20 protein-coding genes and 1 pseudogene are annotated in these 24,659 nt (G+C 69.0%); 11 read left to right on the top strand and 10 right to left on the bottom strand.

Annotated elements, in window-relative coordinates:
* The first annotated feature begins 78 nt into the window (after positions 1-78).
* From K340_RS0110130 to K340_RS0110145, 4 genes are read left to right on the top strand one after another with little or no spacing between them, the layout of a single operon-like run.
* Positions 79-408: a PadR family transcriptional regulator gene (locus K340_RS0110130; RefSeq protein WP_029136622.1), complete on the top strand. Its 330-nt coding sequence runs from the start codon at positions 79-81 to the stop codon at positions 406-408.
* A 1-nt stretch (position 409) separates the two neighbouring features.
* Entirely contained in the window at positions 410-778 is a 369-nt protein-coding gene (locus tag K340_RS0110135; RefSeq protein WP_029136623.1) for a DUF1048 domain-containing protein, read from the top strand.
* Entirely contained in the window at positions 775-1,587 is an 813-nt protein-coding gene (locus tag K340_RS0110140; protein WP_029136624.1) for an ABC transporter ATP-binding protein, read from the top strand. The genes K340_RS0110135 and K340_RS0110140 overlap by 4 nt, the downstream gene beginning before the upstream one ends.
* A gap of 7 nt (positions 1,588-1,594) precedes the next feature.
* Positions 1,595-2,356 carry an ABC transporter permease gene (locus tag K340_RS0110145; RefSeq protein WP_029136625.1) on the top strand — a complete coding sequence of 254 codons (762 nt, stop codon included), beginning with the start codon at positions 1,595-1,597 and terminating at the stop codon, positions 2,354-2,356.
* Between the two features lie 48 nt (positions 2,357-2,404).
* Here K340_RS0110145 and K340_RS28995 read toward each other — a convergent pair whose 3' ends face one another.
* The 3 genes from K340_RS28995 to K340_RS0110160 are packed head-to-tail and all read right to left on the bottom strand — an operon-like array spanning position 2,405 to position 5,449.
* On the bottom strand, positions 2,405-3,916 hold the full coding sequence (locus tag K340_RS28995; protein WP_154674174.1) for a PH domain-containing protein: 1,512 nt from the start codon (positions 3,914-3,916) through the stop codon (positions 2,405-2,407).
* Between the two features lie 16 nt (positions 3,917-3,932).
* Positions 3,933-4,442 carry a PH domain-containing protein gene (locus tag K340_RS29000; RefSeq protein ID WP_051265739.1) on the bottom strand — a complete coding sequence of 170 codons (510 nt, stop codon included), beginning with the start codon at positions 4,440-4,442 and terminating at the stop codon, positions 3,933-3,935.
* Complete coding sequence (locus K340_RS0110160; RefSeq protein WP_029136626.1) at positions 4,439-5,449, bottom strand: Gfo/Idh/MocA family protein; 1,011 nt, start codon at positions 5,447-5,449, stop codon at positions 4,439-4,441. Before K340_RS0110160 ends, K340_RS29000 begins: the two co-directional genes overlap by 4 nt.
* 166 nt (positions 5,450-5,615) lie before the next feature.
* On the opposite strand from K340_RS0110160, the gene K340_RS29005 reads away from it, so the two are divergent.
* Positions 5,616-7,970, top strand: a complete 2,355-nt coding sequence (locus K340_RS29005; RefSeq protein WP_161632084.1) for a beta-galactosidase — start codon at positions 5,616-5,618, stop codon at positions 7,968-7,970.
* Positions 7,971-7,995: 25 nt separating this feature from the next.
* Here the strand turns inward: K340_RS29005 and K340_RS29010 are convergent, their stop codons facing one another.
* Positions 7,996-11,775: a S8 family serine peptidase gene (locus K340_RS29010; RefSeq protein WP_051265742.1), complete on the bottom strand. Its 3,780-nt coding sequence runs from the start codon at positions 11,773-11,775 to the stop codon at positions 7,996-7,998.
* A gap of 130 nt (positions 11,776-11,905) precedes the next feature.
* Here K340_RS29010 and K340_RS29015 point away from each other — a divergent pair, with 130 nt between their 5' ends.
* Positions 11,906-12,898: a helix-turn-helix transcriptional regulator gene (locus K340_RS29015; RefSeq protein ID WP_051265745.1), complete on the top strand. Its 993-nt coding sequence runs from the start codon at positions 11,906-11,908 to the stop codon at positions 12,896-12,898.
* 157 nt (positions 12,899-13,055) lie between these two features.
* Here K340_RS29015 and K340_RS0110180 read toward each other — a convergent pair whose 3' ends face one another.
* From K340_RS0110180 to K340_RS29020, 4 genes are all read right to left on the bottom strand, one after another.
* The gene (locus K340_RS0110180; protein ID WP_029136627.1) at positions 13,056-13,619 is read right to left on the bottom strand and encodes a DciA family protein; all 564 of its coding nucleotides are present in this window, start codon (positions 13,617-13,619) and stop codon (positions 13,056-13,058) included.
* Positions 13,612-14,838 carry a DNA replication/repair protein RecF gene (gene recF, locus K340_RS0110185; RefSeq protein ID WP_029136628.1) on the bottom strand — a complete coding sequence of 409 codons (1,227 nt, stop codon included), beginning with the start codon at positions 14,836-14,838 and terminating at the stop codon, positions 13,612-13,614. Before recF ends, K340_RS0110180 begins: the two co-directional genes overlap by 8 nt.
* Before the next feature lie 149 nt (positions 14,839-14,987).
* Positions 14,988-15,893, bottom strand: a complete 906-nt coding sequence (gnd, locus tag K340_RS0110190) for a phosphogluconate dehydrogenase (NAD(+)-dependent, decarboxylating) (RefSeq protein WP_029136629.1) — start codon at positions 15,891-15,893, stop codon at positions 14,988-14,990.
* A 104-nt stretch (positions 15,894-15,997) separates the two neighbouring features.
* A complete protein-coding gene (locus K340_RS29020) occupies positions 15,998-17,038 on the bottom strand; it encodes a glycoside hydrolase family 76 protein (RefSeq protein WP_211229369.1) in 1,041 nt (346 codons plus the stop codon).
* A gap of 157 nt (positions 17,039-17,195) precedes the next feature.
* Between K340_RS29020 and K340_RS29025 the strand changes: the two genes are divergently transcribed.
* The gene (locus K340_RS29025) at positions 17,196-18,383 is read left to right on the top strand and encodes a sugar ABC transporter substrate-binding protein (RefSeq protein WP_037363966.1); all 1,188 of its coding nucleotides are present in this window, start codon (positions 17,196-17,198) and stop codon (positions 18,381-18,383) included.
* Positions 18,380-19,570 carry an ABC transporter permease gene (locus tag K340_RS29030; RefSeq protein WP_051265751.1) on the top strand — a complete coding sequence of 397 codons (1,191 nt, stop codon included), beginning with the start codon at positions 18,380-18,382 and terminating at the stop codon, positions 19,568-19,570. The genes K340_RS29025 and K340_RS29030 overlap by 4 nt, the downstream gene beginning before the upstream one ends.
* On the opposite strand, the gene dnaN is transcribed toward K340_RS29030, so the two are convergent.
* The gene (gene dnaN, locus K340_RS0110210) at positions 19,531-20,664 is read right to left on the bottom strand and encodes a DNA polymerase III subunit beta (RefSeq protein WP_029136631.1); all 1,134 of its coding nucleotides are present in this window, start codon (positions 20,662-20,664) and stop codon (positions 19,531-19,533) included. The genes K340_RS29030 and dnaN overlap by 40 nt on opposite strands.
* A 652-nt stretch (positions 20,665-21,316) precedes the next feature.
* Positions 21,317-22,876 carry a chromosomal replication initiator protein DnaA gene (dnaA, locus tag K340_RS0110215; RefSeq protein WP_029136632.1) on the bottom strand — a complete coding sequence of 520 codons (1,560 nt, stop codon included), beginning with the start codon at positions 22,874-22,876 and terminating at the stop codon, positions 21,317-21,319.
* 827 nt (positions 22,877-23,703) lie between these two features.
* Here dnaA and rpmH point away from each other — a divergent pair.
* From rpmH to yidD, 3 genes and pseudogenes are all read left to right on the top strand, one after another.
* A complete protein-coding gene (gene rpmH, locus K340_RS0110225; RefSeq protein WP_012895733.1) occupies positions 23,704-23,841 on the top strand; it encodes a 50S ribosomal protein L34 in 138 nt (45 codons plus the stop codon).
* A gap of 24 nt (positions 23,842-23,865) precedes the next feature.
* Positions 23,866-24,267, top strand: coding sequence for a ribonuclease P protein component (gene rnpA, locus K340_RS0110230; protein ID WP_029136633.1), 402 nt, complete (start codon positions 23,866-23,868; stop codon positions 24,265-24,267).
* A pseudogene (gene yidD / locus K340_RS35075) lies at positions 24,264-24,560 on the top strand (membrane protein insertion efficiency factor YidD); the annotation flags it as partial. The gene rnpA and the pseudogene yidD, both read left to right, overlap by 4 nt.
* Positions 24,561-24,659 lie beyond the last annotated feature (99 nt).

Here is a 24,659-nt window from a genome sequence, read left to right on the forward strand (position 1 = left end):
TTGGTGTTGCTATCTACCGGTAGTCAGTGTTACTGTCTACCAGTAGTCAGCGACGCCGAGTAGGTCGAAGGAGACGTGATGGCGAATCAGATGACGGAGATGCTCAAGGGCACGCTCGAAGGAATTGTGCTGTCGATCCTGGCCGAACGTCCGGCCTACGGATACGAAATCACCGCCCGGCTGCGCGAGCAGGGCTTCGCGGACCTGGTCGAGGGCACTGTTTACGCCCTACTGGTCCGGATCGAGCAGCGGGGCTTCGTCGACGTCCAGAAGGTCCCTTCCGAGAAGGGGCCGCCACGAAAGGTGTATTCGGTCAACGCCCAAGGGCGGGACCAGCTCGAAGAGTTCTGGCGGACCTGGAGCTTCCTCGCAGAACGTATCGAACAGCTCCACCGAGAAAGGAACTGAAATGGCAGCGAAGTGGATCGAGACCTTGACCGGATCACTCGAACAGAAGAAGGAGTACCGGCAGTACGCCTCCCGTATCGACGCTCTCCCCGAGCCGTACGCCGCCGCAGCGAAGGCGTTGCAGCGGTACCTGACCTACTACGCGGGAGTCACGGACGGCGGAACCCTGCTGTCGATGATGGGCGACCACGTCGAGCTCTGGGAAAGGGCCGCGGCTGACGGCACCACCTTGCACGCGATCGTCGGGGACAACCCGGTCGAGTTCGCCGAGGCATTCGCCCAGGCCTACAGCGGCAAGCAGTGGATCGACAAGGAGCGCGAGCGCCTCGTCAAGGCCATCCAGGACGCCGAAGGGAGGGAGCAGCAATGACCGCGGCCACCATCCGGGTGCGGAATCTGCAGAAGTCGTACGACGATCTGCAGGTGCTGCGCGGCGTGGACTTCGATGTTGCACAGGGCAGCATCTTCGCCCTGCTCGGCTCCAACGGGGCCGGCAAGACGACGGTGGTGAAGATCTTGTCGACGCTGTTGGCGGCGGACGCCGGAACGGCCGAAGTCAACGGCTTCGACGTCGCCGATAGCGGGCAGGACGTTCGGGAGTCGATCAGCCTGACCGGGCAGTTCGCGGCCGTCGACGAGATCCTCAGCGGGCGGGAGAACCTTGCCCTGGTGGCACAACTGCGGCATCTGAAGCACGCCGGCCAGATCGCGGACGAACTGCTCGCCCGGTTCTCGCTCACCGAGGCGGGCGATCGGAGGGCGTCCACCTACTCCGGCGGCATGCGCCGTCGCCTCGACATCGCCATGAGCCTGATCGGCGATCCGCCCGTCATCTTCCTCGACGAGCCGACCACCGGCCTCGACCCGCAGGCACGCAAAGAGGTGTGGCGGACCGTCGAGGAACTCGCCAAGAACGGCACAACGGTGTTGTTGACGACGCAGTACCTGGACGAAGCCGAACAGCTCGCCGACCGGATTGCGATCCTCCATCAAGGACGGATCATCGTCGACGGCACCCTGTCCGAACTCAAGCAACTGCTGCCGCCGGCGAAGGTCGAGTACGTCGAGAAGCAGCCGAGCCTGGAAGACGTCTTCCTGGCGCTGGTGGGCGACAACGGCGGCGCCGATGGCAGCAGCGACAGCGCCGCGGTGCACCGCACCGCCGATGCAGAAAGGTAGGAAAATCATGGCCACACACGCCCTGCAGGACACCACGGTCCTCACCCGCCGGTCGCTGCGCCATATCGCCCGCAGCCCGGACACCATCATCACCACCGCGGTCACCCCGATCGCGCTGATGCTGCTGTTCGTCTACGTGCTCGGCGGCGCCATCGACGTCGGGTCGGGTTCGTACATCGACTACATGCTGCCCGGCATCCTCCTGATCACCATCGCCTCGGGTATCGCCTACACCGCCTACCGACTGTTCATGGACCTGCAGAGCGGGATCTTCGAGCGCTTCCAGTCCATGCCGATCGCCCGGCCCAGCGCGTTGTGGGCCCATGTGCTGACCTCACTGGTCGCCAACATGGCCTCGCTGGTGGTCGTCATCGCCGTCGCACTGTTGATGGGTTTCCGCACCAGCACAAGTATTCTCGGCTGGCTCGCGGTGGCCGGGGTGCTGATCCTGTTCACCCTGGCGCTCACCTGGGTCGCGGTGATCGCCGGTTTGGGCGCCAAGACCGTTGACGGCGCGAGCGCGTTCTCCTACCCGCTCATCTTCCTGCCGTTCATCAGCTCGGCATTCGTCTCGACCGACACCATGCCCGCCCCCGTCGCGTGGTTCGCGGACAACCAGCCGGTCACGGCGATCGTCAATTCGATCCGCGCGATCTTCACCGGACAGCCGGTCGGCGCCGACATCTGGATCGCTCTGGCCTGGTGCGTCGGCATCCTGGCCGTCGCGTACCTGTTCGCGACCAGGCTCTACCGCCGCAAGATCCGCTGATCCGGCACGGCGGCGGCCGTCGCTCAGTTCGACGGCGGCGGCTGTCGCTCAGTTCGACGGCGGCGGCTGTTCGACGAGTAGCCGGCGCCATTCCGGCGCGGTCTCGAGCAGCAGCCCGACGGCCTGATCCACGCCGGCGTCCGGTAGCCGGATCGCACCGTCACCGGCAGCGGTGGTGGCCAGCATGGTGACCAGACCGGAACGGCGCTGCAGCGGCGACTGCCGCAGGTTCCAGCCGAGCAGTCCGGTCCGACCGAGTACCTCGGTCGCCCGGTGGATCGATCCCGACCGGACCACCAGATGCCGGTCGGTGACCCGATGACCGAGCGCGGCGTAGTTGTTTCCGGCGGACCAGAAGGCGAACCCGCCGAGCAGTAGGGCGGCTGCCGCCGCTGCCCACCAGAGGGCCGGGATGACGAGCACGGCGAAGGCCGCGCACAGCAGCGTCACCGAGGTGGCGGCCGCGGCGGCCCTGACGAACCGGCGGCGTCGGGCGGCCGCCGGGTGCCGGGTGAGCCGGTCCGGCACGGCGGTGCCCAGCACCGCCGCCGCTACCTGCCGCATCTGCGCTCGCGGCGCCGCCGGCATCAGCGTGTCCGGTTCCGCGGTTCGCTGGTCGTCGGTCCGGCGCAGGCCGGTCGCCAGCACGTCCAGCCGGGCCGCCCCGACCGCACGGATGCCGAGGGGCTCGACCAGGGCGACACCGCGGACCCTGTTCTCCTCGAAGCTGGTGGATCGGTGCACCAGCAGGCCGCGGCGGATCCGCAACGCGCCGTCGGGCTCGCGCTCCAGCGTGTAGTTGAACCACCCTTCGATGAAGATGGCCAGGTTGCCGATCGCGCCGACCAGCAGCCCGACGACGGCAAGTGCCAGCAGCTCCCAGACCAGCGGAACGCCGGCGAACCGGTCCTGGATCCATTGCAGGACAGCGCCGTTCGCGTTGAACCAGCCGGCCACCTGCATCAGCACGCCGAAGGCGCCGGCGGCCAGTACCGGCGTCCAGAAGCTCATCGGTGCGTACCGCAGCCAACTCGGGTGGAAGCTGGCGAGTTCGCCGATCACCGGTAGCTCGCCCGGCACCTCCGCTCCCGGCCGGTGCAACAACTGCAGCCGCAACGTCTCCGCGTACTGCCGGCTCACCGACCTGAGCGTGAGATCGCCGTGCTGATCACCGGTACCGATCCGCAGATCGGCGACGTTCAGCAGCCGTTGCGCCGGGTCGGCGGTGATCTCGACCGTCCGGATCCGGTCACGGGGCAGCGAGGTGCGCTTGGTGCCGAGTAACGCGAAGGTGTACTCGACCCGGTCGACGTCGATCCGGAAACTGCTGCAGCGCCACCGGATCCATTCGACCAGCGCGGCGGCGGCGGACAGCAGCAGGGTGCCGCCGAGCACCCACAGCAGCACCCATTCCCAGGCGATGTCGCCGATTCGCAGGCCGATCGTGGTCGGCACCCCGGCGGCCAGCAACGTGCCGGCCACCGTCAACGCCGACGCCGGAACGGTGCGCGGATCCAGCCGGTGGTCGGTCGGCGATCCGGTCGCACTATCGGTGGACATCAGGTGGCGGCGGACATCAGGTGGCGTCGCGGTCCGCGGCACCGGCGGACACCTGCTCGGTCAGCACCGTCAGCCGGTGCGAGATCTGTTCCGCCTGCTCGTTGGCCAGTGCCTCGATCCGGACCGGGCCCTTGGCCGAGGCGGTGGTCACGGTGAGGGTGGCCAACCCGAAGACCCGTTGCAGCGGGCTACGTTCCACATCCACCGTCTGGACCCGCGACAGCGGAGCGGCCCGCCATTCCTGCCAGAGCCAGCCGCTGCGGGCGTAGACCGCCTCGTCGGTCACCTCCCAGCGGTGGATCCGGAACAGCACCGGTGGAACGACGACGGCACCACCGATCGCGACCAGCGCCAGCAGCGCGGCGGGCCACCACAGCCACGGCCTGGCCGCGTCGAGCAGGACCCCGAGGACGAACAGCACGACGGCTGGGACGCCGACGAGTAGACCTATCCGGCTCGCCCACCATCCGCGACATCGCGGGTCGACCCGGTGTTGCGGCGGCCGGAGCCTGAGCTGCGCCGTCATACCTGGACTGTCGCATCCTCGGTGTGCCGGACGCCCAATTGCTCGCTCGCCCCGTTCAGGATGCGCTGGACGGCCAGCGTGTCGGCCAGCGGCATGATCTCGCTCTCGGTGGCTCCGGCAAGGACGCGATCGGTCACCTCGATGAGCTCGTGGGCGTAGCCACCGCCGAGCGGCTCCCGGCTCACGGTCTCCGGCTCGGACCCGTTGCGGTGCAGCACGAAGGTGCTCGGATGGTGGAATCTCGGCAGCACGTCGATCCAGCCCCCGGTGCCGAAGATCCTGGCCTGCCCCGGGGTCGGGTTCCGCAGCGAACCCAGCAGCGTGGCCGCCCGGCCGTCGTCATACCCGAGCAGTAGCCCGACCTCGAGGTCGACCCCGGTCGGCGCCAACGACCCGGTGGCCGTCACCGTGGTCGGATTCCCGAGCAGGTACTGCGCGAACGAGACCACGTAGACGCCGAGGTCGAGCAGCGCGCCGCCACCCTGGGCCGGATCGAAGAGCCGGTCGGCCGGATCGAAGGGCCGGTCGACACCGAGGTCGGCCTGCACCTGACGGACCTGGCCGATGGCCCCGTCGTCGATCAGCCGGCGCAGCTCGACGATCGCCGGCTGGAACCGGGTCCACATCGCCTCCATCACGAAGGTGCCGGTCGAACGGGCCAGATCGATGATCTGCTCCGCGCCGGGAACGGTTGCGGTGAAGGACTTCTCGATCAACAAGGCCTTGCCGGCCCGCAAGCCGGCCAGCGCGATGGCGTGGTGTTGCGGATGGGGGGTGGCGATGTACAGCACGTCGACATCGGGATCGGCGACGATCTCGGCGTAGCTGCCGTAGCTGCGCTGCAGGCCGTGTCGCCTGGCGAAGTCGGCCGCCCGGTCCGCGGACCTGGACGCCACCGCGACCGGGATCGCCCCCGGCACCAGGCGAAAGTCCTCGACCACCTTTTCGGCGATCCGGCCCGGCCCGACGATGCCCCAGTGCAGCTGCTTGTCGTTCGTCATGCCCATGACAGTAGGTACCCCGCCGTCCTCGGGGCCGGCGAAGGGGTTGCGAACCGGGTCCGGCCGTGTTCAACTATGGCCGCCGTGATCGAAAGTGCTCGAATATGTCTAGATCTGTGCAGTGCTTTCCAACGGCGCGTGGATTCCACTGGCTCAATGACGAGGAGTACCCATGGATCGTCGCAAGTTCCTGTCCCTGGCCGGCCTGTCGCCGCTGGCCGCAATGACGCTGACCGGCACCGCCGCGCAGGCCGCGCAGGCCGACCGACCGCCCGGCGCCGGGCGGCACACCTTCGGTTTCGCCGCGGACGGCAGCGAGTTCCTGCTGGACGGGAATCCACTACAGATCCGCAGCGCCGAGATCCACCCCGCCCGGGTGCCGGTCGAGCACTGGGGGCACCGGATCCGGATGGCCAAGGCGATGGGCCTGAACACCATCTCGGCCTACGACTTCTGGAATTACCACGAGGTTCGCGAGGGAAAGTTCGACTTCCACAGCGAGCGACGGAACCTGGCCGGATTCATCCGGCTCGCCCAACGCGAGGGTATGTGGGTGCTGCTGCGCCCCGGCCCGTACGTCTGCGGCGAATGGGACCTCGGCGGCCTGCCTTCGTACCTGCTCGCCGACCCTGACGCCCAACTACGGGTGCGGCACGCGGACTACCCGCCGTACATGGACGCGTTCCGCCGTTACGCCGCGGCGTTGGCCCACCAGGTGCGTCACCTGATGGTCGCCAACGGTGGCCCGATCCTGATGATCCAGGTCGAGAACGAATACGGCTCGTACGGCAACGACGCCACCTACGTGGAGGAGATCCGTCAGACCTGGATCGACAACGGCCTGACCGGGCCGTTCTACACCGAGGACGGCCTCGGGCAGGTGCAGAGCAACCACACCAACGTCCCCGGCGGCGCGATCGCACTCAGCGGCGGCGACGTCAACTCGATCGCGGCGGCACGCCGGTCGTTCCCGGACGTTCCGGCGATGTCCGGCGAGCTCTACTCCGGTTGGCTCACCCACTGGGGCGACCGGGCTTTCGCCTCCGGCGCGGTCACCAGTCAGGTCACCGCGCTGATGCAGCAGAAGCGGTCGTTCAACTTCTACATGTTCCACGGCGGCACCAGCTTCGGATTCTGGTCGGGGGCGAACGCCGGCAATGACGGCAGCAACTACGGACCCGACATCACCAGCTACGACTACGGCGCGCCGGTCACCGAGCAGGGCGTCGCCACCGACCTCTACCAGCAGTACCGAGAGATCATCACGACGGCGACCGGTGTCCCGGCGCCCCCGGTGCCGGCGGCACCACCGGCGATCGCGCCGGCGGCCACCACCGCCACCCCGTACGCCTCGCTGTGGGACAACCTTCCGCGCGCCGCGTCCGCCGGCGAACCGGATCCCCGACCGATGGAGGCGCACGGCCAGGACTTCGGCCTGGTGCTCTACCGCGCGAAGCTGCGCCAGCACGTCGGCGGTGATCTCACCGTCAGCTCGGTGCACGACTACGCGACCGTCTTCCTCGACGGCGCCTACCAGGGCGGGCTGTCCCGCACCGCCGTCCCGGCGGCATTCACCAACCCGGTGCAGGTGCGGATCGGTGACGGGCCACTACCACTGCCGGCGGGCACCTCCACGACCAGCACGCTGGACGTCCTGGTCGAGGGCATGGGTCGGATCAATTACGGGCACGGGATGGTCGACCGGAAGGGCATTACCTCGTCGGTGGCGGTGACCGCCGAAGACGGTTCGCAGACCGACATCCACGGCTGGACCACCCATCTGCTGCCGCTGACCGAGGCATGGTTCCGGAAGCTGAAAACGAGGATCTCCGATCCGTCCCGTCCCGGTCAGGTGTTCCGCGCCGAGTTCGAGGTGGACACACTCGGCGACACCTACCTGGACATGTCGAAGTGGACCAAGGGCCTGGTCTTCGTCAACGGCCACAATTTGGGCCGCTACTGGAACGTCGGTCCGCAGCTCGCGCTGTTCTGCCCGGCCGGATTCCTGCGGCGCGGCACCAACACCATCCACGTACTGGACCTGCACCGGACCGAGCAGGCGCCGATCGCGTTCGTCGAGGCACTCGACGACGTGGACCTGCCGGGCCGCGGCGGCACCGTGTACGCCATCGCCCACCTGGCGAGCGGCAAGGTATTGGGCATCGCCGGCGGCAGCCAGTCTCCGGGCGCCAAGACGAACATCGAGACCGGCACCGGAGAGTCGTCGCAGCAATGGGAGGTGGTGGACCTGGGCAGCGGGTATTCCACCATCCTCAACCGGCACTCCGGCCTGGCGCTGGACAACCTCGACCACAAGCTGACGGCCGGCAACCCGATCGGCCAGTGGGCCGACGGCGGCGGGCTGAACCAGCAATGGGAGCTGACCCGCGGCGGTGATGCGAGCTACACGATCCGCAACCGGGAGAGCGGGCTCTACCTCACCGCGCTTGCGACCACCGAGGGTGCGCCGGTGACCCAGGAGGAGCTGACGGGCGACTCGAGCAGGTGGACCCTGACCGAAGCCTGAGGTCCGCGCCGCGGAGCCCGTCGGCTCAGTAGCCGAAGGCGCGCTCGACGGTCTGGTCGATCGATTGGCCGTCCGGCGCGCCGGCCCGGATCCGCAGGCTCACCGATCCGTGCCCCTTCGGCGGTTTCACCATCGCGATGTACCGACCCGTTCCGCGCTGTCTGATCGTGTCGACCCGTTTCCAGTTCTTGCCGTCGTCGAAGGACACCCAGCCGGTGACGGTCAATCCGCGGACCCCGTTGCTCGCGACCTGCCGGTGCACGAACAGGCCGATCTTCGCCGTGCCCCGATGCCGTAGCCGGCCTTGCAGATCGGTGTCCACGTCGTAGTCCACCTGCAGCAGACCCAGCGGGGTGCGCTGACCGGGCGCCGGCCGGCCGGAGTCGAACTCCCAGGCGGTGGAGGTGGCCGTCGAGTGTTGCCACCATGGCTCCGACCGAGCGACGTCCATCTCCAGCCGGTACCGGGCGGGTTCGGCGGCCGCCGGCCACAAGCCGTACGCCGCAGCGCGTTCGGCGACCAGGGTGCCGTTGCGATAGAGCCTGGTGGCGGCCGGCACCCGCTCGTCGAACTTGTCGTCCGCCGCCAGGATGCTGCGGATCCAGATGGAGAACTGATCGCCTTCGCGGAACGGCGGCTGTCCGTCGTCGGCGAATTGGTCCACGTCGGCCGGAACGCCGGGCCGGGCGACCGGCCGGAACCAGTCGGCCGTCAGCCGTTGCCCCGGCCGGTAGGACTGCCTGGCCTCGACCATGGTGCCCTCCTGCGATGCCAGCGCGTAGGTGATCTGCTGCCACGAGATGTCGCCCGGCGTCACCCATTCCGTCCGGCGGGACGGAATCGGCAGGTCCTGCGCCTGCCGGATGGCGATATCGTCCTGCGGCCGCATCGGGAATCGCACCTCGGCCCCGGTTCGGCTCGTTCCCGAGCTGTAGTAGCTCGCATCCACCCTGGCCAGGTCCCGCGCCCGCACGGTTCGGGAGATGCCGGCCGGGACGCGCCCGCTCCAGTAGCGGAACAGGTCGTAGGTGTACGGGCTGACGGCAGTGGCGTCGATCCGCAACGTCAACCGGCCGGACGAGAGCCGGTCGAGCAGGTCGGCGCCCACCTGTCGGCCCACCGCCCAGGACGGGATCGGTGAATCGTCCGGTACCCAGCCGACGAAGAATCCGGGTTGGTCGAGGTACACGATCGCCGCGGAAGCCCCAGCAGCGGCGACGTTTCGGATGGCCTGCGGCATGTCGAACTCCTCGGAGTACCGGATCAGTGCCAGCCGGCCACGCAGGTTGCGACCGGCAACGTCCTCCGACGTGCCCTGCCCGGCATCGACCACCTGGTAGGAGTGCCTGCCGTCCAGCCGCGGTGACCCGACGTTGTATTCGGCCGCGACCGTCGTCCCACGGGACCCGACCTGGATGTCGAACTCCGGGGCATACATCTCCCAGTGGCCGGACAGTTCGAATTCGCCGGTGGGCGGCGTCTTCGTCGCGGTGGCGTACACCGAGTCCACATACCGGTCGGTCAGGTAGTGCACGGAGTAGTCACGTCCGGCCGACGCGCGGTACACGCCCACCGTCAGCTCGTGCGCGTCGGCCGGTTGCGGCGCGACGGGGTCGATCCGTTGGGCGGTGGTCCCGTCCAACACGAGGTGCATGTCCTGCTCGACGGTGATCTCCGGCCGGGAGACGACCGCCAGTTCGGTTGCCGCGCGGCCGGTCTCGTCGGTGTTCCAGAGCCAGCCGACCAGGCTGTAGGTGCCGACCGGCACCCGGAAGACGGCCGGTTGGGTGCCGCCGCCCTTGCCGCCGAATCGACCCTCGTAGGTGATATCGGTGTCCAGGCTCCACAGATCGGCGGAGCTGGCGCCGTTCGCCTGCAGCCCGTCCTGCCGGACCGCGTCGACCGTCACCTCGACCATCTTCGGTTCCTTGTAGACGCCGACCGGAGTGTGCACCCGCACCTCCCCGGCATCGTCGGTGGCGATCACCTGTCCGCCGAACAGCTTGCTGTCGCCCAGATTCGGATCCATTCGCAGGTCGACGGTGGCGGTCGCGCCGGCGGCAATCTCGAGGTGTTCGGTGGTCAGGGAGAACATGCCGACCGGCGCCGGCCGACCGGCATCGTCGGTCACCTCGAGTCCGATGCTCAGCCGGACCGGATCGGCGGATTCGTTGGCGTAGCTGAGCGTCCGCGTCTGGATCGGCAGCGTCGATTCGCTGAACGGGTACCGGCCGAAGCTGATCGAACCCGGCGAGCCGAAGACTTTCTCTTGCACGGCCTTCGCCACGTCGACCCGGCCGGCGCCGATCTGGTAGACCGAATCGTCCGCCAGCTGCAGCGAGGTGCTCATCAGCGCGGCCTTGAGCTGCTCGTCGCCCCATTGCGGGTGCCGCTGCGCCAGAATCGCCGCAGCGCCGGCGACGTGGGGAGCGGCCATCGATGTTCCGGACGCGGCGGTGTACAACTCGTCGACCGGAGTGCCCAGACTGGTGCCCGCCGCCCTGGCGGCCACGATGTCCACCCCTGGCGCGGCGATGTCGGGCTTGATGGCGTAGTCGCCGGTCCGCGGTCCGCGGCTGGAGAAGTCCGCCAGGCCATCGGATTTGTCGACCGCGGCCACCGACAGCGCCGCGTCCGCATTGCCCGGGGCGTGCACGGTCTGCTCCCCCGGCCCCGTGTTACCGGCGGTGGCGACGAAGAGTGTGTCGGAGCCGGCGCTGAGCGCATTCACCGATTCGCTGATCGGGTCGGTGCCGTCGCTCAGTTCGGTCGACAGGCTCATGTTGACCACGTCGGCGTGCTGCGCCACCGCCCATTCCATCCCGTCGATCAACCACGACCCCTGCCCGGTCCCGTCGTCGCCCATCACCTTGCCGACCAACAGGTCCGCCCCGGGGGCGACACCGACGTACTTGCCGTCCGACCCCGCACCGGTACCGGCGACCGTCGACGCGACGTGGGTGCCGTGCCCGTGGCCGTCCGTCGCCGACCCGGCTCCGGTGAAGTCCTGGGCGCCGACGACCCTTCCGGCCAGGTCGGGATGAGTCGGGTCGTAGCCGGTGTCCAGGATCGCCACGGTTGACCCGGTGCCGTCGTACCCGGCCGCCCACGCCTGTGGCGCACCGATCTGCGGCACACTCTCGGCCAGGTCCGGGGTGACCACCGGATCCAGCCAGATCTTCCGCAGGTGACCGGCGGCCCGGAGCCGGTCGGTCGGCGCATCGGCCACCGCGTCCCAGAACGCGACCGCCGAGTCCGGTGCGACCGTGACCGCCACCCCGTCGATGCTCTCCAGGGTCGCCCCGGCGGTGGCGTGGGCCGGCGCCGGTCGCCGGTCGAGGGTGCGCGCCGTCGGCTCGTCGTCGTAGGTCAGGATCAACGGAATCGCCTTGTCGTCGGTGCCGAACCCGTTGTCCAGCAACGCCGTTACGTTGAACAGCTGTCGGTCCAGGGTTCCGGCCGTGACCAGCCCCGCGACCGGCTCGGGGATCACGAAGAGATCACCGGCGTCCTCGATGATCTTGACCGCGGCCGGCGGCCGACCGGGCGGCTGGATCAGGGTTGCCAGTTGCTTTCCTGCCGTCGTGCGGCTGACCCGTACCCGATCTCCGGTGACCAGCGTGACGGCGCCGACCGCGGTGGCCGGGTCTGCAACCGGCGCTGCCGCAGTGGACGCTGCGGTAACGGGCGCTGCCGCCGGGACCGCGCCGGCGCCGGACGGAGTGACCAACGTCAGCGCCACACAGACGGCCGAGGCGACGGCCAGCAGCGACCTCGCTGGGGTGTGGAACGGGCGGGACGTCATAGCGGAACCTCTCGGCAGACCGGACGCAGGCCGATCGAGCCTGACACGCGGTTTGTCGGTCGGCTAGGGTCCGCGGTGACGTATTCACGTCAATGGCGGAAGTCGGTCGGTCGAGCTCGTTGGGGGTGCCGTGGACGATCTCGAGACGCTGGGGCTGACGCCGGCGGAGGTGGTCGCCTACCGCAGGTTGGTGGATCGACCGCCGATGACGGTGGCCGAGTTCGCCGATGGGTTGCCCGGCGAACCGGCCGTCCAGGAACTACTCGCGGGCTTGACCGCCAAAGGGCTGGCGACCACCTGGGCGGGGGTTCCGACCCGATACGCGGCCGTGGCGCCCGACGTCGCCCTTGACAACTTGGCGAACGCGCGGGAGGAAGAGATCGCCAAGGCGCGCATTGCGGCCGGCGAACTCGCGCGCCGCTGGTCGCGGGTCGGCCGGTCGGTCGATCCCCGGGAGCTGATCGAGATCGTCGTCGGTCGCGAGGCGACATTGCAACGGGCAGAACAGATCCAGCGGACGGCAACCGACGAGGTACTGATCTTCGACAAGCCGCCGTACGCCAGCTCCGGACTGGGCAACGCCACCGAGCTGCAGCTGCTGACCAGCGGCTCCACCAGTTTCCGCTGCCTCTACGACCGGGCCGCGCTCGACCTGCCCGGCAACTACACCCGGATCCAGGAGCTGGTGGTGGCCGGCGAATCGGCCAGGGTGGCGCCGACGGTGCCGTTGAAAATGGTGATGGGGGACAACCGGATTGCGCTGCTGCCGCTGGAGACGGCGCCGGAGTCGATCGGGGTCGCGGCGGCCATCCACCCGTCGGCCCTGCTGGACTCGTTGCGAGCCCTGTTCGAGGTGCTCTGGCAACAGGCGGCACCGCTGCGGTTCACCAGTACCCGGCCGGCCGGTGCCGGACCGGCCAGCACCGTCCCGGAGAGTCTGAGCCCGATGGATCAGGACGTGATTCAGCTGCTCGCCGCCGGTCTCACCGACAAGGCCATCGGACGCCAGCTCGGGATCGGCGAGCGGACGGTCCAGCGGCGGGTCAAAGTGATGATGCAGGCGTACGGGGTGACGAACCGGCTGCAGCTGGGGATGCGGCTGGCCGGCACCGGGTGGGGATGAGCGATCCTCGATTTCCGGGACCGCGGGGGTGACGTCTGTCCCGGCCTACCACTTTGCCCCGCGCACCGGGGCACAGTGGCAGCCGCGCACCCACCTTCGGTCGGCACGTCCGCGATCCAGTGATCAGGCCGACGCATCCCGGGACTACCGCTGGTCGTCAGCCGTAGGTGTCGCGGGGGCCTCGGCCGGGCACGTGCCGCGGGCCGAATCGCCAGGACGGCCCGGAGGGACCCTGTGCCTTGATCCGCCGGACACTGCCGTGACCGACCGCCTCGTTGATCTTCCTGACCACTTGCGGGGCCATCAGCCGCACCTGCGACGCCCACGCCGTGGACTCGCACTGCAGCACCAACTCACCATCGGTGAGCGAGACCGGGTGGGCATGTTCGGCCAGGGCGGCGCCGACGATCTGCGGCCACCGGGCGAACAGCGTCGCCTTGCCGATGTCGGCTCCCGCACCTGCGGTCTTGACGAATTTCTGCAGGGTCGCCGACAACGGCTGTGGGTCACGGAAGTCCGGACCGGACCCGGACCACCGGCGGCGGCGCAACGACCTGGTCGAGCCGCCCGACCGTTGGGTGAGCGGGATCCGGTCCTTGCGCTTGGCGGCGTTCTGCTTGCGGGCGGCGGCCAACGCCTCCCTGGCCAGGTCCGATCCACGACCGGTCGACGCCCCGCCCGCCGCGGCGCTCCCGGCGGCAGCGTCATTCTCGTCAGCCATCGGTAGTGACCGTCCCGTTCTGGATCAGTAACCTGTTGCCGCCCAACACCTTCGGCACGTCGGTCTCGACGGCGGCGGTGATCAACACCTGTTCGGCGTCGGCCACCAGCTCGGCGAGTTGATCACGCCGTCCGGCGTCCAGCTCGGCGAATACGTCGTCGAGCACCAGCACCGGATCGACGCCGTCGCTGCGCAGCAGGGCGAACGAACCGAGCCGCAGGGCCAGCGCGAACGACCACGATTCGCCGTGCGACGCATAGCCTTTGGCCAGCCCATCGGCCAACCGCAGCTCCAACTCGTCCCGGTGTGGTCCGACCAGCGAGACCCCGCGCTCCAGCTCCGCCGACCGGCGCGTCGCCAGGTGCCCGAGCATCGCGCCCTTCACGGCCTCGCGGTTCTCAGTGCGGTTATCGGCGCCGTTCCGGGTGTCAAAACCACCGTCGGACCCGCGAACCTCGGGGTCCGCGGGCTCCACCGCGGTTGTCGGCGCCGCACCATCCGGATCCAGCGGCTCCAGCACCCGAGACCGGTACACCAGGTCGATCGGCTCCGACTCCGGTGCCAGTTCGGCGTAGCCGGCCACCACGTGCGGCCGAAGCGCGTCCACCAGGGCCAGCCGTTCGCAGATCAGCTCGGCGCCGACCTCGGCCAGGTGCTCGTCCCAGACATCGAGGGTGGACAGCTCCGGGGCGCGCCCACTGCGCCTGGCGATCCCGGCCGATTTGAGCAAGGTGTTGCGCTGCTTGAGGATCCGGTCGTAGTCGGAGCGGACGCCGGCCAGCCGCGGGGCACGCATCACCAGCACCTCGTCCAGGAACCGGCGGCGTTCGGACGGGTCGCCGCGCACCAGCGAGAGATCCTCGGGGGCGAACAGCACGGTGCGCAGCGCCCCGAGGATGTCCCTGGGGCGGGTGACCGGTGAGCGGTTGATCCTGGCCCGGTTGGTCTTGCCGGTGGTGATCTCCACCTCGAGCAGCAGCTCCCTGCCCCCGGACACCACCGCGGCTCGCACCAAGGCCTGCGCCGCGCCTCGGCGGATCAACGCCTGGTCTGACGAAACCCGGTGTGAGGCAAGGGTTGCCAGGTAGCCGACGGCTTCGACCAGGTTGGTCTTGCCGACCCCGTTGCGGCCGAGCAACACGTTGACGCCGGGTTGCAGCGGGACCTCGACGGTCTCCCAGGAACGGAAGTCACCGACCGAGAGGTGACGGACGTACATCCGGCCGATCGCCTCCTCGTGGGGTGTTCGATCCCCGGCGCTTATCAACTTCGTCTGCGCTTATCAAAGGGCACGAACTGGGACTGGTGTGACGCAAGTGTTCAACTTGGCCAGCGGATGCGATGTTGATAAGCGCCCAGGGCGGGGGGTCAGGAGGTGGGGACGGCGTCGGTGGAGCCGGCCTTGCCGACGGCGTGGCCGCCGAACTCGTTGCGCAGCGCGGCCACCACCTTCATCGCCAGCGATTCGTCCTGGCGGGAATTGAACCTGGCGAACAGGGCGGCGGTGATCACCGGCAGCGGGATCGCGTTCTGGATCGCGGCCTCGATGGTCCACCGACCCTCGCCGGAATCCTGGGCGTAGCCACGGATCTCGGTGAGACCCGGGTCCTTCTTCAGCGCGTCCACCATCAGGTCGAGCAGCCAGGACCGGATGACGGTGCCCTCCTTCCAGGACGCGAACACCTCGTCCGGGTTGGTCACCATGTCCACCGACTTGATCAGCTCGTAGCCCTCGCCGTAGGCCTGCATCATGCCGTACTCGATGCCGTTGTGGACCATCTTCACGAAGTGACCGGAGCCCACCGAGCCGGCGTGCACGAAGCCGCCGTCACCCTCGGGCTTCAACGTGTCGAACACCGGTTGGACGACTGCGACAGCGTCGTCGTCGCCGCCGCACATCAGGGCATATCCCTCGGTCAGGCCCCAGACGCCGCCGGAGACGCCGCAGTCGATGAACCTGATGCCCTTCTTCGACAGCTCGTCGGCGTGCACCTGGTCGTCGGTGTAGCGGGAGTTGCCGCCGTCGATGACGATGTCGCCGGATTCCAGCGCCTCGCCGAGCGAGCGGATGGTCTCCCTGGTCGGGTCGCCGGAGGGCACCATCACCCAGACCGAGCGCGGCGTCTGCAGGGCACCCACCAGCTCCTCCAGCGAGGCGACATCCCGCTTGGAGTCCGGATTTCGGTCGTAACCGACCACCTCGTGACCACCCTGACGCAACCGCTCCGCCATGTTGGCACCCATCTTGCCCAGGCCGATGAGACCGATCTGCATGCTGTCCGTCCTTTCGAAGGCTGCTGACCACGACTGTAGACAGCACCGCCGGGGGCGCGCGACCGCGCGGTCGGGTCGCGGGTCAGCCGCGGGTCAGCCGCGGGTCAGCCGCCGGTGGGGTCGACGCCAGGGCCGGCACCGGGGTCGACCGCGGGACCGGTGGTCGAACCGGTTGACCCGCTGCCGCTGGTCGGCTGCTCGGGCCGCGGCTGGGCGGCCACCAGCAGGTCGACCGCACTCTGCTGGGTGGCGGCGTTGACGCCGGCGATCGGGCCCGCCCAGTGCACCCCGTAGCGGCCGTTGGCGTCCCGGTCGTTCTTGTACGCGCTGTTCGCCTGGTCGGTGAGGTAGCCGCTGTAGGGCTGATCCTCCAGCGCATCGTTCAGTTCGCCGAGATTGCGGACGTAGATGCCCTTGAAGCTGACGCCGTTGGTGTCGCATCCGGTCGCCTCGCAGGGTTCGGTGAGCACGCCGTCGACGTGCAGGGCATCGCTGGTCGCCGAGGCGTCGGCGAGCTCCCTGGCCCGTTGCAGGTAGCCGATGTCGCCGGTGGCCTGGTGCAGCGCCACCAGACCGCCCAGCACCACACCCTGGTTGTACGTCCAGGTCTGGTCGCCGTTGTTCCGGCAGGTACTGGACGACAGACCGTCGTTGATCAGGAGCTGATCGTTGATCAGCCCGCTGCTGTCGAACCAGTCCCAGACCTGTAGCGCCTGCTGCAGATAGCGGGTGTCGCCGGGAACTCGGTTGTGCAATTCGGCGGCGGCCTTGATGAACAGCTCGCTGGAGATCGCGTTCTTGTAGCTGCGGCTGGTGGTCCACCACAGCCCTCCGCCGCAGACGTCGTCGGCGTACTGCCACATGAAATCCACTCCGCGCTTTGCCACCTGCAGGAACCGCGGATCACCTGTCAGGTCGTAACCACGGATCCAGGCCAGGGCCCACCACCCGGTGTCGTCGATGAACGAATTGATGAAGTTGCCCTGTAAGGCATTTCGTTTCTTGTTGTACGTATTGTCCAGCACCCAGGCATAGCGATGGTCGCCGGACTTGATCATGTAGTCGGTGAGCGTGGTGAGCGCATTCGCCGAATTCCACCATCCGGTCGTCGGCCAGACCCCGACCCGGAGGTCGTAGTCTGCCACCAGGACATCGACCGCCGCCACGTCGGAAGGAGCGCGTGAGGAGCACCCGCTGAGCACGAGTGTGAAGCAGACGGCCAGGGCGATACCGCGCCGCAATGCCCGTCGGATTCTCATGTCACCCCGTTCTGGCTGACGACACCGCACCCAGGAGGACATCATGCCATCGGCGTACGCCGGTCGGGTCCGGCCCGGGACCGGCCGCCGGCCCGGACGGCGGATGCTGTCGCTGGTGCTCGCCACGGTGCTCGCGGGCGGCACCGCCTGCACCGCGGTGAATCCGTCACCGCCGGAAACCGGGCAGACATCGCAGACCGGGCCGATCAGCACCAGCCCCTCCAGCACCCCCAGCGGCGCCTCGACGAGCACCACGACGAGCACCACGAACCCGAGTGGTGATTTCGGCTCCGACCACTTCACCCCGTTCCGGACGACCGTGCCGAACAGCGCGGAGGGCAGGCGGATCGGGCTGATCGGCCTCGACCAGGCGAACCCGTACAGCAAACTGGTGTCCGAGTCGATCAAGGAGCAGGCGACGATCGCCGGTGCCGCACTGGTCTACTGCGATGCCGAGAACAACGCCGAGGTCGCGCTGCGCTGTGCCCGTCGGCTGGCCGCCCAGGGAGTGGACGCCTGGGTGACGTTCCAGCCGGTGATCTCGGCCGGGCAGTCGATCTGCGGGGCGGGACCGAAGGACGTCCCGATGATCTCCATCGACAGCACCCAGGGCAACTGCCAGTCGACCAGGGTCGGCATCGACGACCAGTGGGCGGGCTTCACCCTCGGTACCGAGCTGGGGCGCTTCATCCAGCGGCGCTTCGACTGCCAGGTCGGCGTCGTCGTCTATCTGGTCGATCCCACCGACGGGTTCGTCCACCGACGTCGGGCCACCGGCGCCGGCATCGGGCTGGACACCATCTGTCCGGCGGCGACCGACCGGCCGCCGCCGGTACAGCTCGAGGCCAGCGGCCAGGACGCCGCCTTCGCCGCCGTCGGCAAGGCGCTGACCTCCATCGACAAGGGGCAACGGGTGCTGATCGTCGGCGCGAACGACGGCCTGACGCTCGGCGCGGTCGGCGCCGCCAGGGCAGCCGGGCGACTCGACGACGTCTACGTCGGCGGCATCGGCGCCGATCCGCGTTCCTACTGCGAGATCGCCGAAGATCCGCACTGGGTGGGCGATGTCGCCTCGTTCCCGGAGAAGTACGGGCAACTGGTGATGCCCTACCTGGTCGATCTGATGGCCGGAAAGCCGGTGCCGGCCAACCTGTTCGTCCGCAACGAGTTCATCGACGCGTCGACCATCGGTGAGCACTACGACGTCTCCGACTGCGAGCAGACGCCGTGAGGAAGTACCTGGCCGGGGTGGCCGAGGGGAACCCGGCGGAACCAACGGATCCGGCAGCGAAGCCGACGATCCGGTCGCTGAGCAGAACCGAGTGGGCGCTCTTCGGTGCGCTGCTGATCGGCCTGGTGGTGCTGTTCGCCCTGGCCAGTCCGTACTTCCTGTCCGCCGGCAACATGAGCAACCTGTTCACCACGATGGCGTTGGCCGGCATTCTCGCCGCACCGGCCACCTTCCTGATGGTGGCCGGTCAGGTGGACCTGTCGGTCGGCGCCACCGCGGCGATCTGCGGGGTGGTGCTGGCCGGCCAGGCCCAGGGGCTCGGCCTGGCCGGCAGCATCGTGCTGTCGGCGGCGGTGGGCATCGTCATCGGCCTGACCAACGGCGTGCTGGTGGCCGTGCTGGGGATCCCCAGCCTGGCCGTCACCGTCGGCAGCCTGGCCATGGTGCGCGGCCTTGCCTACCTGCTGCCCAGTGGCCAGGTGGTGCCGATCGCCGGGTTCGGTGCACTCGGGAACGCCCGGCCACTGCTGAACATCCCGTTGCCGGTGTTGATCCTGGTGGTGGTGCTGGTGTCCGCCGGCATCATCCTGCGGTACACCGCCATCGGCCGCGGCACCTACCGGGTTGGTGGGCGGCCGGCGCTGTCCAGGCTGCACACCGTCCGGGCAAAGGTGTTGGTGGTCGGGGTCTTTGCCGCCTCGGGTGCCGCTGCCGCGCTGGTCGGCATGATCATCACCTCACAGCTCAGTACCGCCGTCCCCAACGTGGCCGACGGGGTCGAACTGACGGTCCTCACCGCGGTGCTGCTCGGCGGCGCGAGCCTGTCCGGCGGCCGCGGCACGGTGGCCGGCACCGCGCTGGCACTGCTGATCCTCAACGTGCTGGACAACGGACTGTCGCTGCTCAACGTCACCTCGTACTGGCAGCAGTTCGCCAGTGGTGCGCTGCTGCTGCTGGCCCTGCTCATCGACCGCGTGCGCTGGTACACGAGGCACCGCCGCTGGTCGCGACGGGCGAACCGGGCCGGGGCGGCAGAAGCCGCGCCGGCGGCCGGCAAGGGCGCCCCCGCGAACACTGCCGCGAATACCGAGGGCGAGGCCGCGAACAAACCCGGGGATGACGCCCGGCGGCCCGATCCGGCGGACGATCAGCCGGGCAGGCGGGCCGGCATCACCAGGTACCGGTAGCCCTCGTCGACCGTGTCGCCGGACTCGGAATTGTCCAGCTGCAGCAGCAGTGCCGGCCGGCTGGGAGTGGTGAACGCCAGCCGGACCTTCGGCGTGCGCAGCACGGCGAGTCCGTCGATGAGGTAGCCGGGGTTGAAGGCGATCAGCAGTTCGGCGCCGTCGGCGTCCACCGGCAGGTCCTCCTCGGCACGACCCTCGTCGTCGCCGCCGGCGGTCAGCGTCAGCGCACCGTCGGACACCTGCAGCCGCAGGTGGTGCCCGCGGTCGGTGACCAGCGATACCCGCTTGATCGCGTCGGCCAGGTCCTGCACCGGCACGTCGACCGTGGTGGTCGACTCGTTCGGCAGCAGCGAGCGGTACTTGACGAACTCCAGGTCCATCAGCCGGACGGTTGTCCGTCGGCCGGCCGACTGCAGGCCGAGTAGCCCGTCGCCCAGCGACACGGTGACGTCCTTGCTGCCGCCGAGGCTCTTCGCGGCATCGGACAGGGTGCGGGCCGGCACCAGCAGCGCGGTCGACAGGTCGCTCTTGGTGGGGGTCCAGCTCAGCGTGCGCAGCGCGAGCCGGAACCGGTCGGTGGCGGCCAGCGTGAGCGTCTCACCCTCGATCTCCAGCCGGATGCCGGTGGTCATCGGCAGTGCGTCGTCCCGCCCGGCCGCGACAACCGTTTGGGCGACCGCCTCGGCGAATGCGGCCGAGTCGACGGTGCCGGAGGTCTCGGGCAGCTCGGGCAGCGCGGGGTAATCCTCGACCGGCATGGTCGGCAGGGTGAACCGGGCCGAACCGCCCTTGATGGTGACCTTGGAGCCGTCCACCGCGATGTCGACCGGCTTGCCGGCGGGCAGCGAGCGGGTGATCTCGCTCAGCAGCCGCCCGGAGACCAGCACCCGGCCTGCCGTCTCGGCGTCCACCGACACCTCGGCCCTGGTCGAGACCTCGTAGTCGAAGCCGGCCACCGTGAGGACGGGGGGCGTCGCGTCATCGATCGTCAGCAGGATTCCGCCGAGTACCGGTACCGGCGGCCGGGCCGGTAGCGACTTGGCCACCCAGGCCACGGCGTCGGCGAGGTCTTCGCGTGCGACGCGGAACTTCATCTTCTCCGGCCTCCTGGGTGACAAGTGCGCTGGAGCCGGGACACCGGTTCGGTGTACCGAGCGCTGACGTGCGAAAGGGATGACGCTGGACGTGGTCCCGGCGAATGACGGCCGGGGCGTTCACCGTACGGCCTGCCGGGGTGTCCGCGCACCTCCGGGGTGGTGTTTTCGATGCGACCCGACGGATCGGGTGCCGATTGCGATGTCGGTGCTCGGACCGATGGTGGGCCGGGAGCCGGCGGGCGGGGTGGTCTGTCCCCAACCCTGGTTCTTTTCAGAACTCTCAGAGAGATAAATCCAGTCGTAGTAGTAGGCACTGTGGACGGTGTGGACGGACCCCGGTCGCTGCTGGCCGGCTCGCGTGGCGGGTCGGTGGACGGATCCGGGACGGCGCTTGTCTCAGCCATGTAATTACGGGGACGGGGGAGGCATCCGACCGACCGGGCAGTCATCGGTCCCCCTGATTTGTCGATTTGTCCCCAGCTGTCCACAGGGTTATGCACAATTGGTGAAAACTCTGCGTGTCGTAGATCACTCCAATGGGTGATTCCAGGATCGACGCGAGATTTGTCCGGCCACCGACCGGCTGCCGGCCCGTGCCCAGGGGTCGCCGATCACCGGTGCCACGAGACACCGGGAGGGCGCGCAGGGGTCAGGTCCGGCGGACCCGGTCCCGGATCCGGGCCGTCAGCTCCTGGACGTTGTCGTAGGTCTGACGGCGCTCGTTCATCTCGCCGCGGATCTTCTTGTCCGCGTGCATCACTGTTGTATGGTCGCGGCCGCCGAACAGCTGGCCGATCTTCGGCAGCGTGAGGTCCGTCAGCTCCCGACACAGGTACATGGCGATCTGCCGGGCGCCGGCGATCGCCTTGGTCTTCTGCGGGCCGCACATCTCGTCCAGGGTCAGATCGAAGTACTCGGCGGTGACGGCCATGATCGTCGGCGGATCGATGTCGTTGCTGGCCGCGTCCCTGATCAGGTCCCGCAGCACGGTCTGGGCCAGCGCGAGTTCGATCGGCTGCTTGTTCAGCGAGGAGAACGCGGTGACCCGGATCAGCGCACCCTCCAGCTCGCGGATGTTCCGCTCGATGTGGGTGGCGATGAACTCCAGCACGTCGTCCGGGACCTTGAGCCCGTCGTTGGCGCTCTTCTTGCGCAGGATGGCGATCCTGGTCTCCAGCTCGGGCGGCTGGATGTCGGTGATCAGGCCCCACTCGAACCGGGTGCGCATCCGGTCCTCGAGGGTCTCCAGCCGCTTGGGCGGCGAGTCCGAACTGATGACGATCTGCTTGTTCGCGTTGTAGAGCGTGTTGAAGGTGTGGAAGAACTCCTCCTGCGTCGACTCCTTGCCCTGCAGGAACTGGATGTCGTCCACCAGCAGCAGGTCGACGTCGCGGTAGCGGCGCTGGAAGGCCACCTTCCGGTCGTCGCGCAGCGAGTTGATGAAGTCGTTGGTGAATTCCTCGCTGGAGACGTAGCGCACCCGGATACCGGGGAACAGCCCCTGCGCGTAGAGCCCGATCCCATGCAGCAGATGGGTTTTGCCCAGCCCGGACTCGCCCCAGATGAACAGCGGGTTGTAGGCCTTGCCCGGCGCCTCGGACACCGCGACGGCGGCCGCATGGGAGAACCGGTTGGAGGCGCCGATGACGAAACTCTCGAAGGTGTACTTCGCGTTCAGCCTGGTCTGCGAGGTGTTCGGGGTCGGCAGGTCACGGCGCCCGGTGTAGGTCGGCCAGATCTCGCTGACGGTGGCCAGCGCCTCGGCCTCCTCGTCGACGGTGTCCTCGTCGGCGTCGGCCGTGGTGCCGTTCGTGCTGCCGCCAGCACGCTCGTTGGTGCCGAGAGCGCCGCCGGTCCGCGGTCGGGGCGGTTCCGTCGCCGGGTCGGCGCGGTCCGTCGGGGCTGACGTCAGCCCATCGCCGTTGGTCGTCCGACCGGCCGCCGCGGCGCCATCGGCGATGGTGACGGCCAGGCTGATCGGCAGCTTGAGCCGGGAGGACAGCGCGCCGGCCACCTCGTCCCTGATCGCCCGCTCGATGGTGTCCTTGGCGTAGCTGTTCGGGACGGAGAGCAGGGCCGTGTTGCCGAGCAGGCCGATGGGTTCGGTGAGGGCCAGGCAGGCTCGTTGCTGTTGGGAGACGCGGCGGTCGAGGTCGGCGATCGCGGCGGGCCAGATGTCGTGCAGGGAGATTCCCGGTTCGTCAGCCACCCTGTGGAAGCCCTCCTCGTTGGTCCTGAGCGTCAGTCGTTCGATACGTCGACACTCTCACCCCGACGACCATCCACAGATGTTATCCACAGAAGTGGACAACTGCTGCGGCTGCCTTCGCGGATCCTTCGGACCCCCGGGGACGGGACGGGCGGAGGGCCCGGATGTCCGGGGCTTGCCCGTGGCACGCTAACAACTTCGTTCGGCTCTGCACAAGACCGCGCCGGTTGGCAAGCATCGGCTTCGGCGTGTCGCCGAGAACTTCTGGCGAGGTGGCGGCGCGCCGCTGCCGCAAACGCCGTCGATGCAGGTCGCGGACCGTGTCCCGAACCGCGGTGCTTGGGCCGGCGGGGACGGCAGCGTCACCCGACCGGCGGGTTGCGCGCGGCCCGATCCGGGGATGTGCGGGGACGTGGTTGTCACCCCGAGTGCCGATTCCCAAGCCTCATCAGCCCATCGGGTTGATTCTGCGGAACACGCGGAAACGGTCGTTCCGGATGCCCGCCATCGGGCGGTCCCGCGGGACACTGGGCGGCAGGTCCGGCGGGACGCTGATTCCGGGTGTCGGACCCCGCATCCGTGCTGGCCTGCGCGGTTTGACCGGCGACGCGGCCGACCCGTACCCTGTAGCGAGTGCCTGGACACACCAGGCTGCTGTGCGCTGCCGGACCGACGACAACAGTCTCGATCCGGAACCAGCAACAGTCCCCTTGCCCGGGAGAAGTGATGGTCGTCGCCGACCGTCAGCCGATCGTGGGCCACCTGAAGGCAACCGTCGGATTCGTTTCCACGCGGCTGCCGTCACCGATCTGACGTGGAGAAACACCGTGAGCAAGCGGACCTTCCAGCCGAACAATCGCCGTCGCGCGAAGACGCACGGCTTCCGTCTGCGGATGCGGACCCGCGCCGGCCGCGCCATCCTGGCCGCCCGTCGCCGCAAGGGCCGCGTCGAGCTGTCGGCCTGAGCCGACAGTCGACCCCCTCGACCCGTGCTTCCCGCCGCGTCTAAGTTGCGGCGCCCGCAGGAATTCTCCGCGGTGGTCCGCAACGGCCGCCGCGCGAGTACCCGGCATCTGGTGGTGCACCTGCTTCCCGTCCCCGGACCGGCCGATCCGACCGATCGGTCCGTCCCGGCCGGTTCGCAGCGACCGCCGCGTGCCGGGTTCGTCATTTCCGGCAAGATCGGGAACTCGGTGGTCCGGCACCGGATCACCCGACGGCTCCGGCCCCTGGTGCGCGAACGTCTCGTCGGCCTGCCGGCCGGGACCGATCTGGTGATCCGGGCGCTGCCCGCCGCTGCCACTGCCACCAGTTCCGCGCTGGCCTCCGACCTGGATCGTGGTCTCAAGGCTGTCGCCCGGCGGTCCGGCCCGGTCGGGGCCAACCGATGACCAGCCTGCCGGCCAGGATGCTGCTCGGTCCGATCCGGCTGTACCAGCGGTACATCTCCCCCGGGCTGCCGGCGACCTGTCGGTACTACCCCACCTGCAGCGCCTATGCGGTGGAGGCCCTGCAGGAGTGGGGTGCGCTGCGCGGCAGCTGGCTGGCCCTGCGCCGGCTGGGCCGTTGCCAGCCGTGGAGCAGGCGGGAACACATCGATCCGGTGCCGATCCGGGAACCTGGTGGCTCCGCCATGAGTTCCACTGCTGGTGCCGCCGGCCTGCCGGCCGGTGGTCCACCCGGCCACCGGGACGCCGTGCGGGCGGCGGCCGGGCCGGCCAGGTCGGTCGAACCCCTGAGCTTCCAGGACGCGTTCCGCGCGTCACCACCCCCTGACCACGGG

It is taken from the genome of Nakamurella lactea DSM 19367, from assembly GCF_000426645.1.
Classification (GTDB): Bacteria; Actinomycetota; Actinomycetes; order Mycobacteriales; family Nakamurellaceae; genus Nakamurella; species Nakamurella lactea.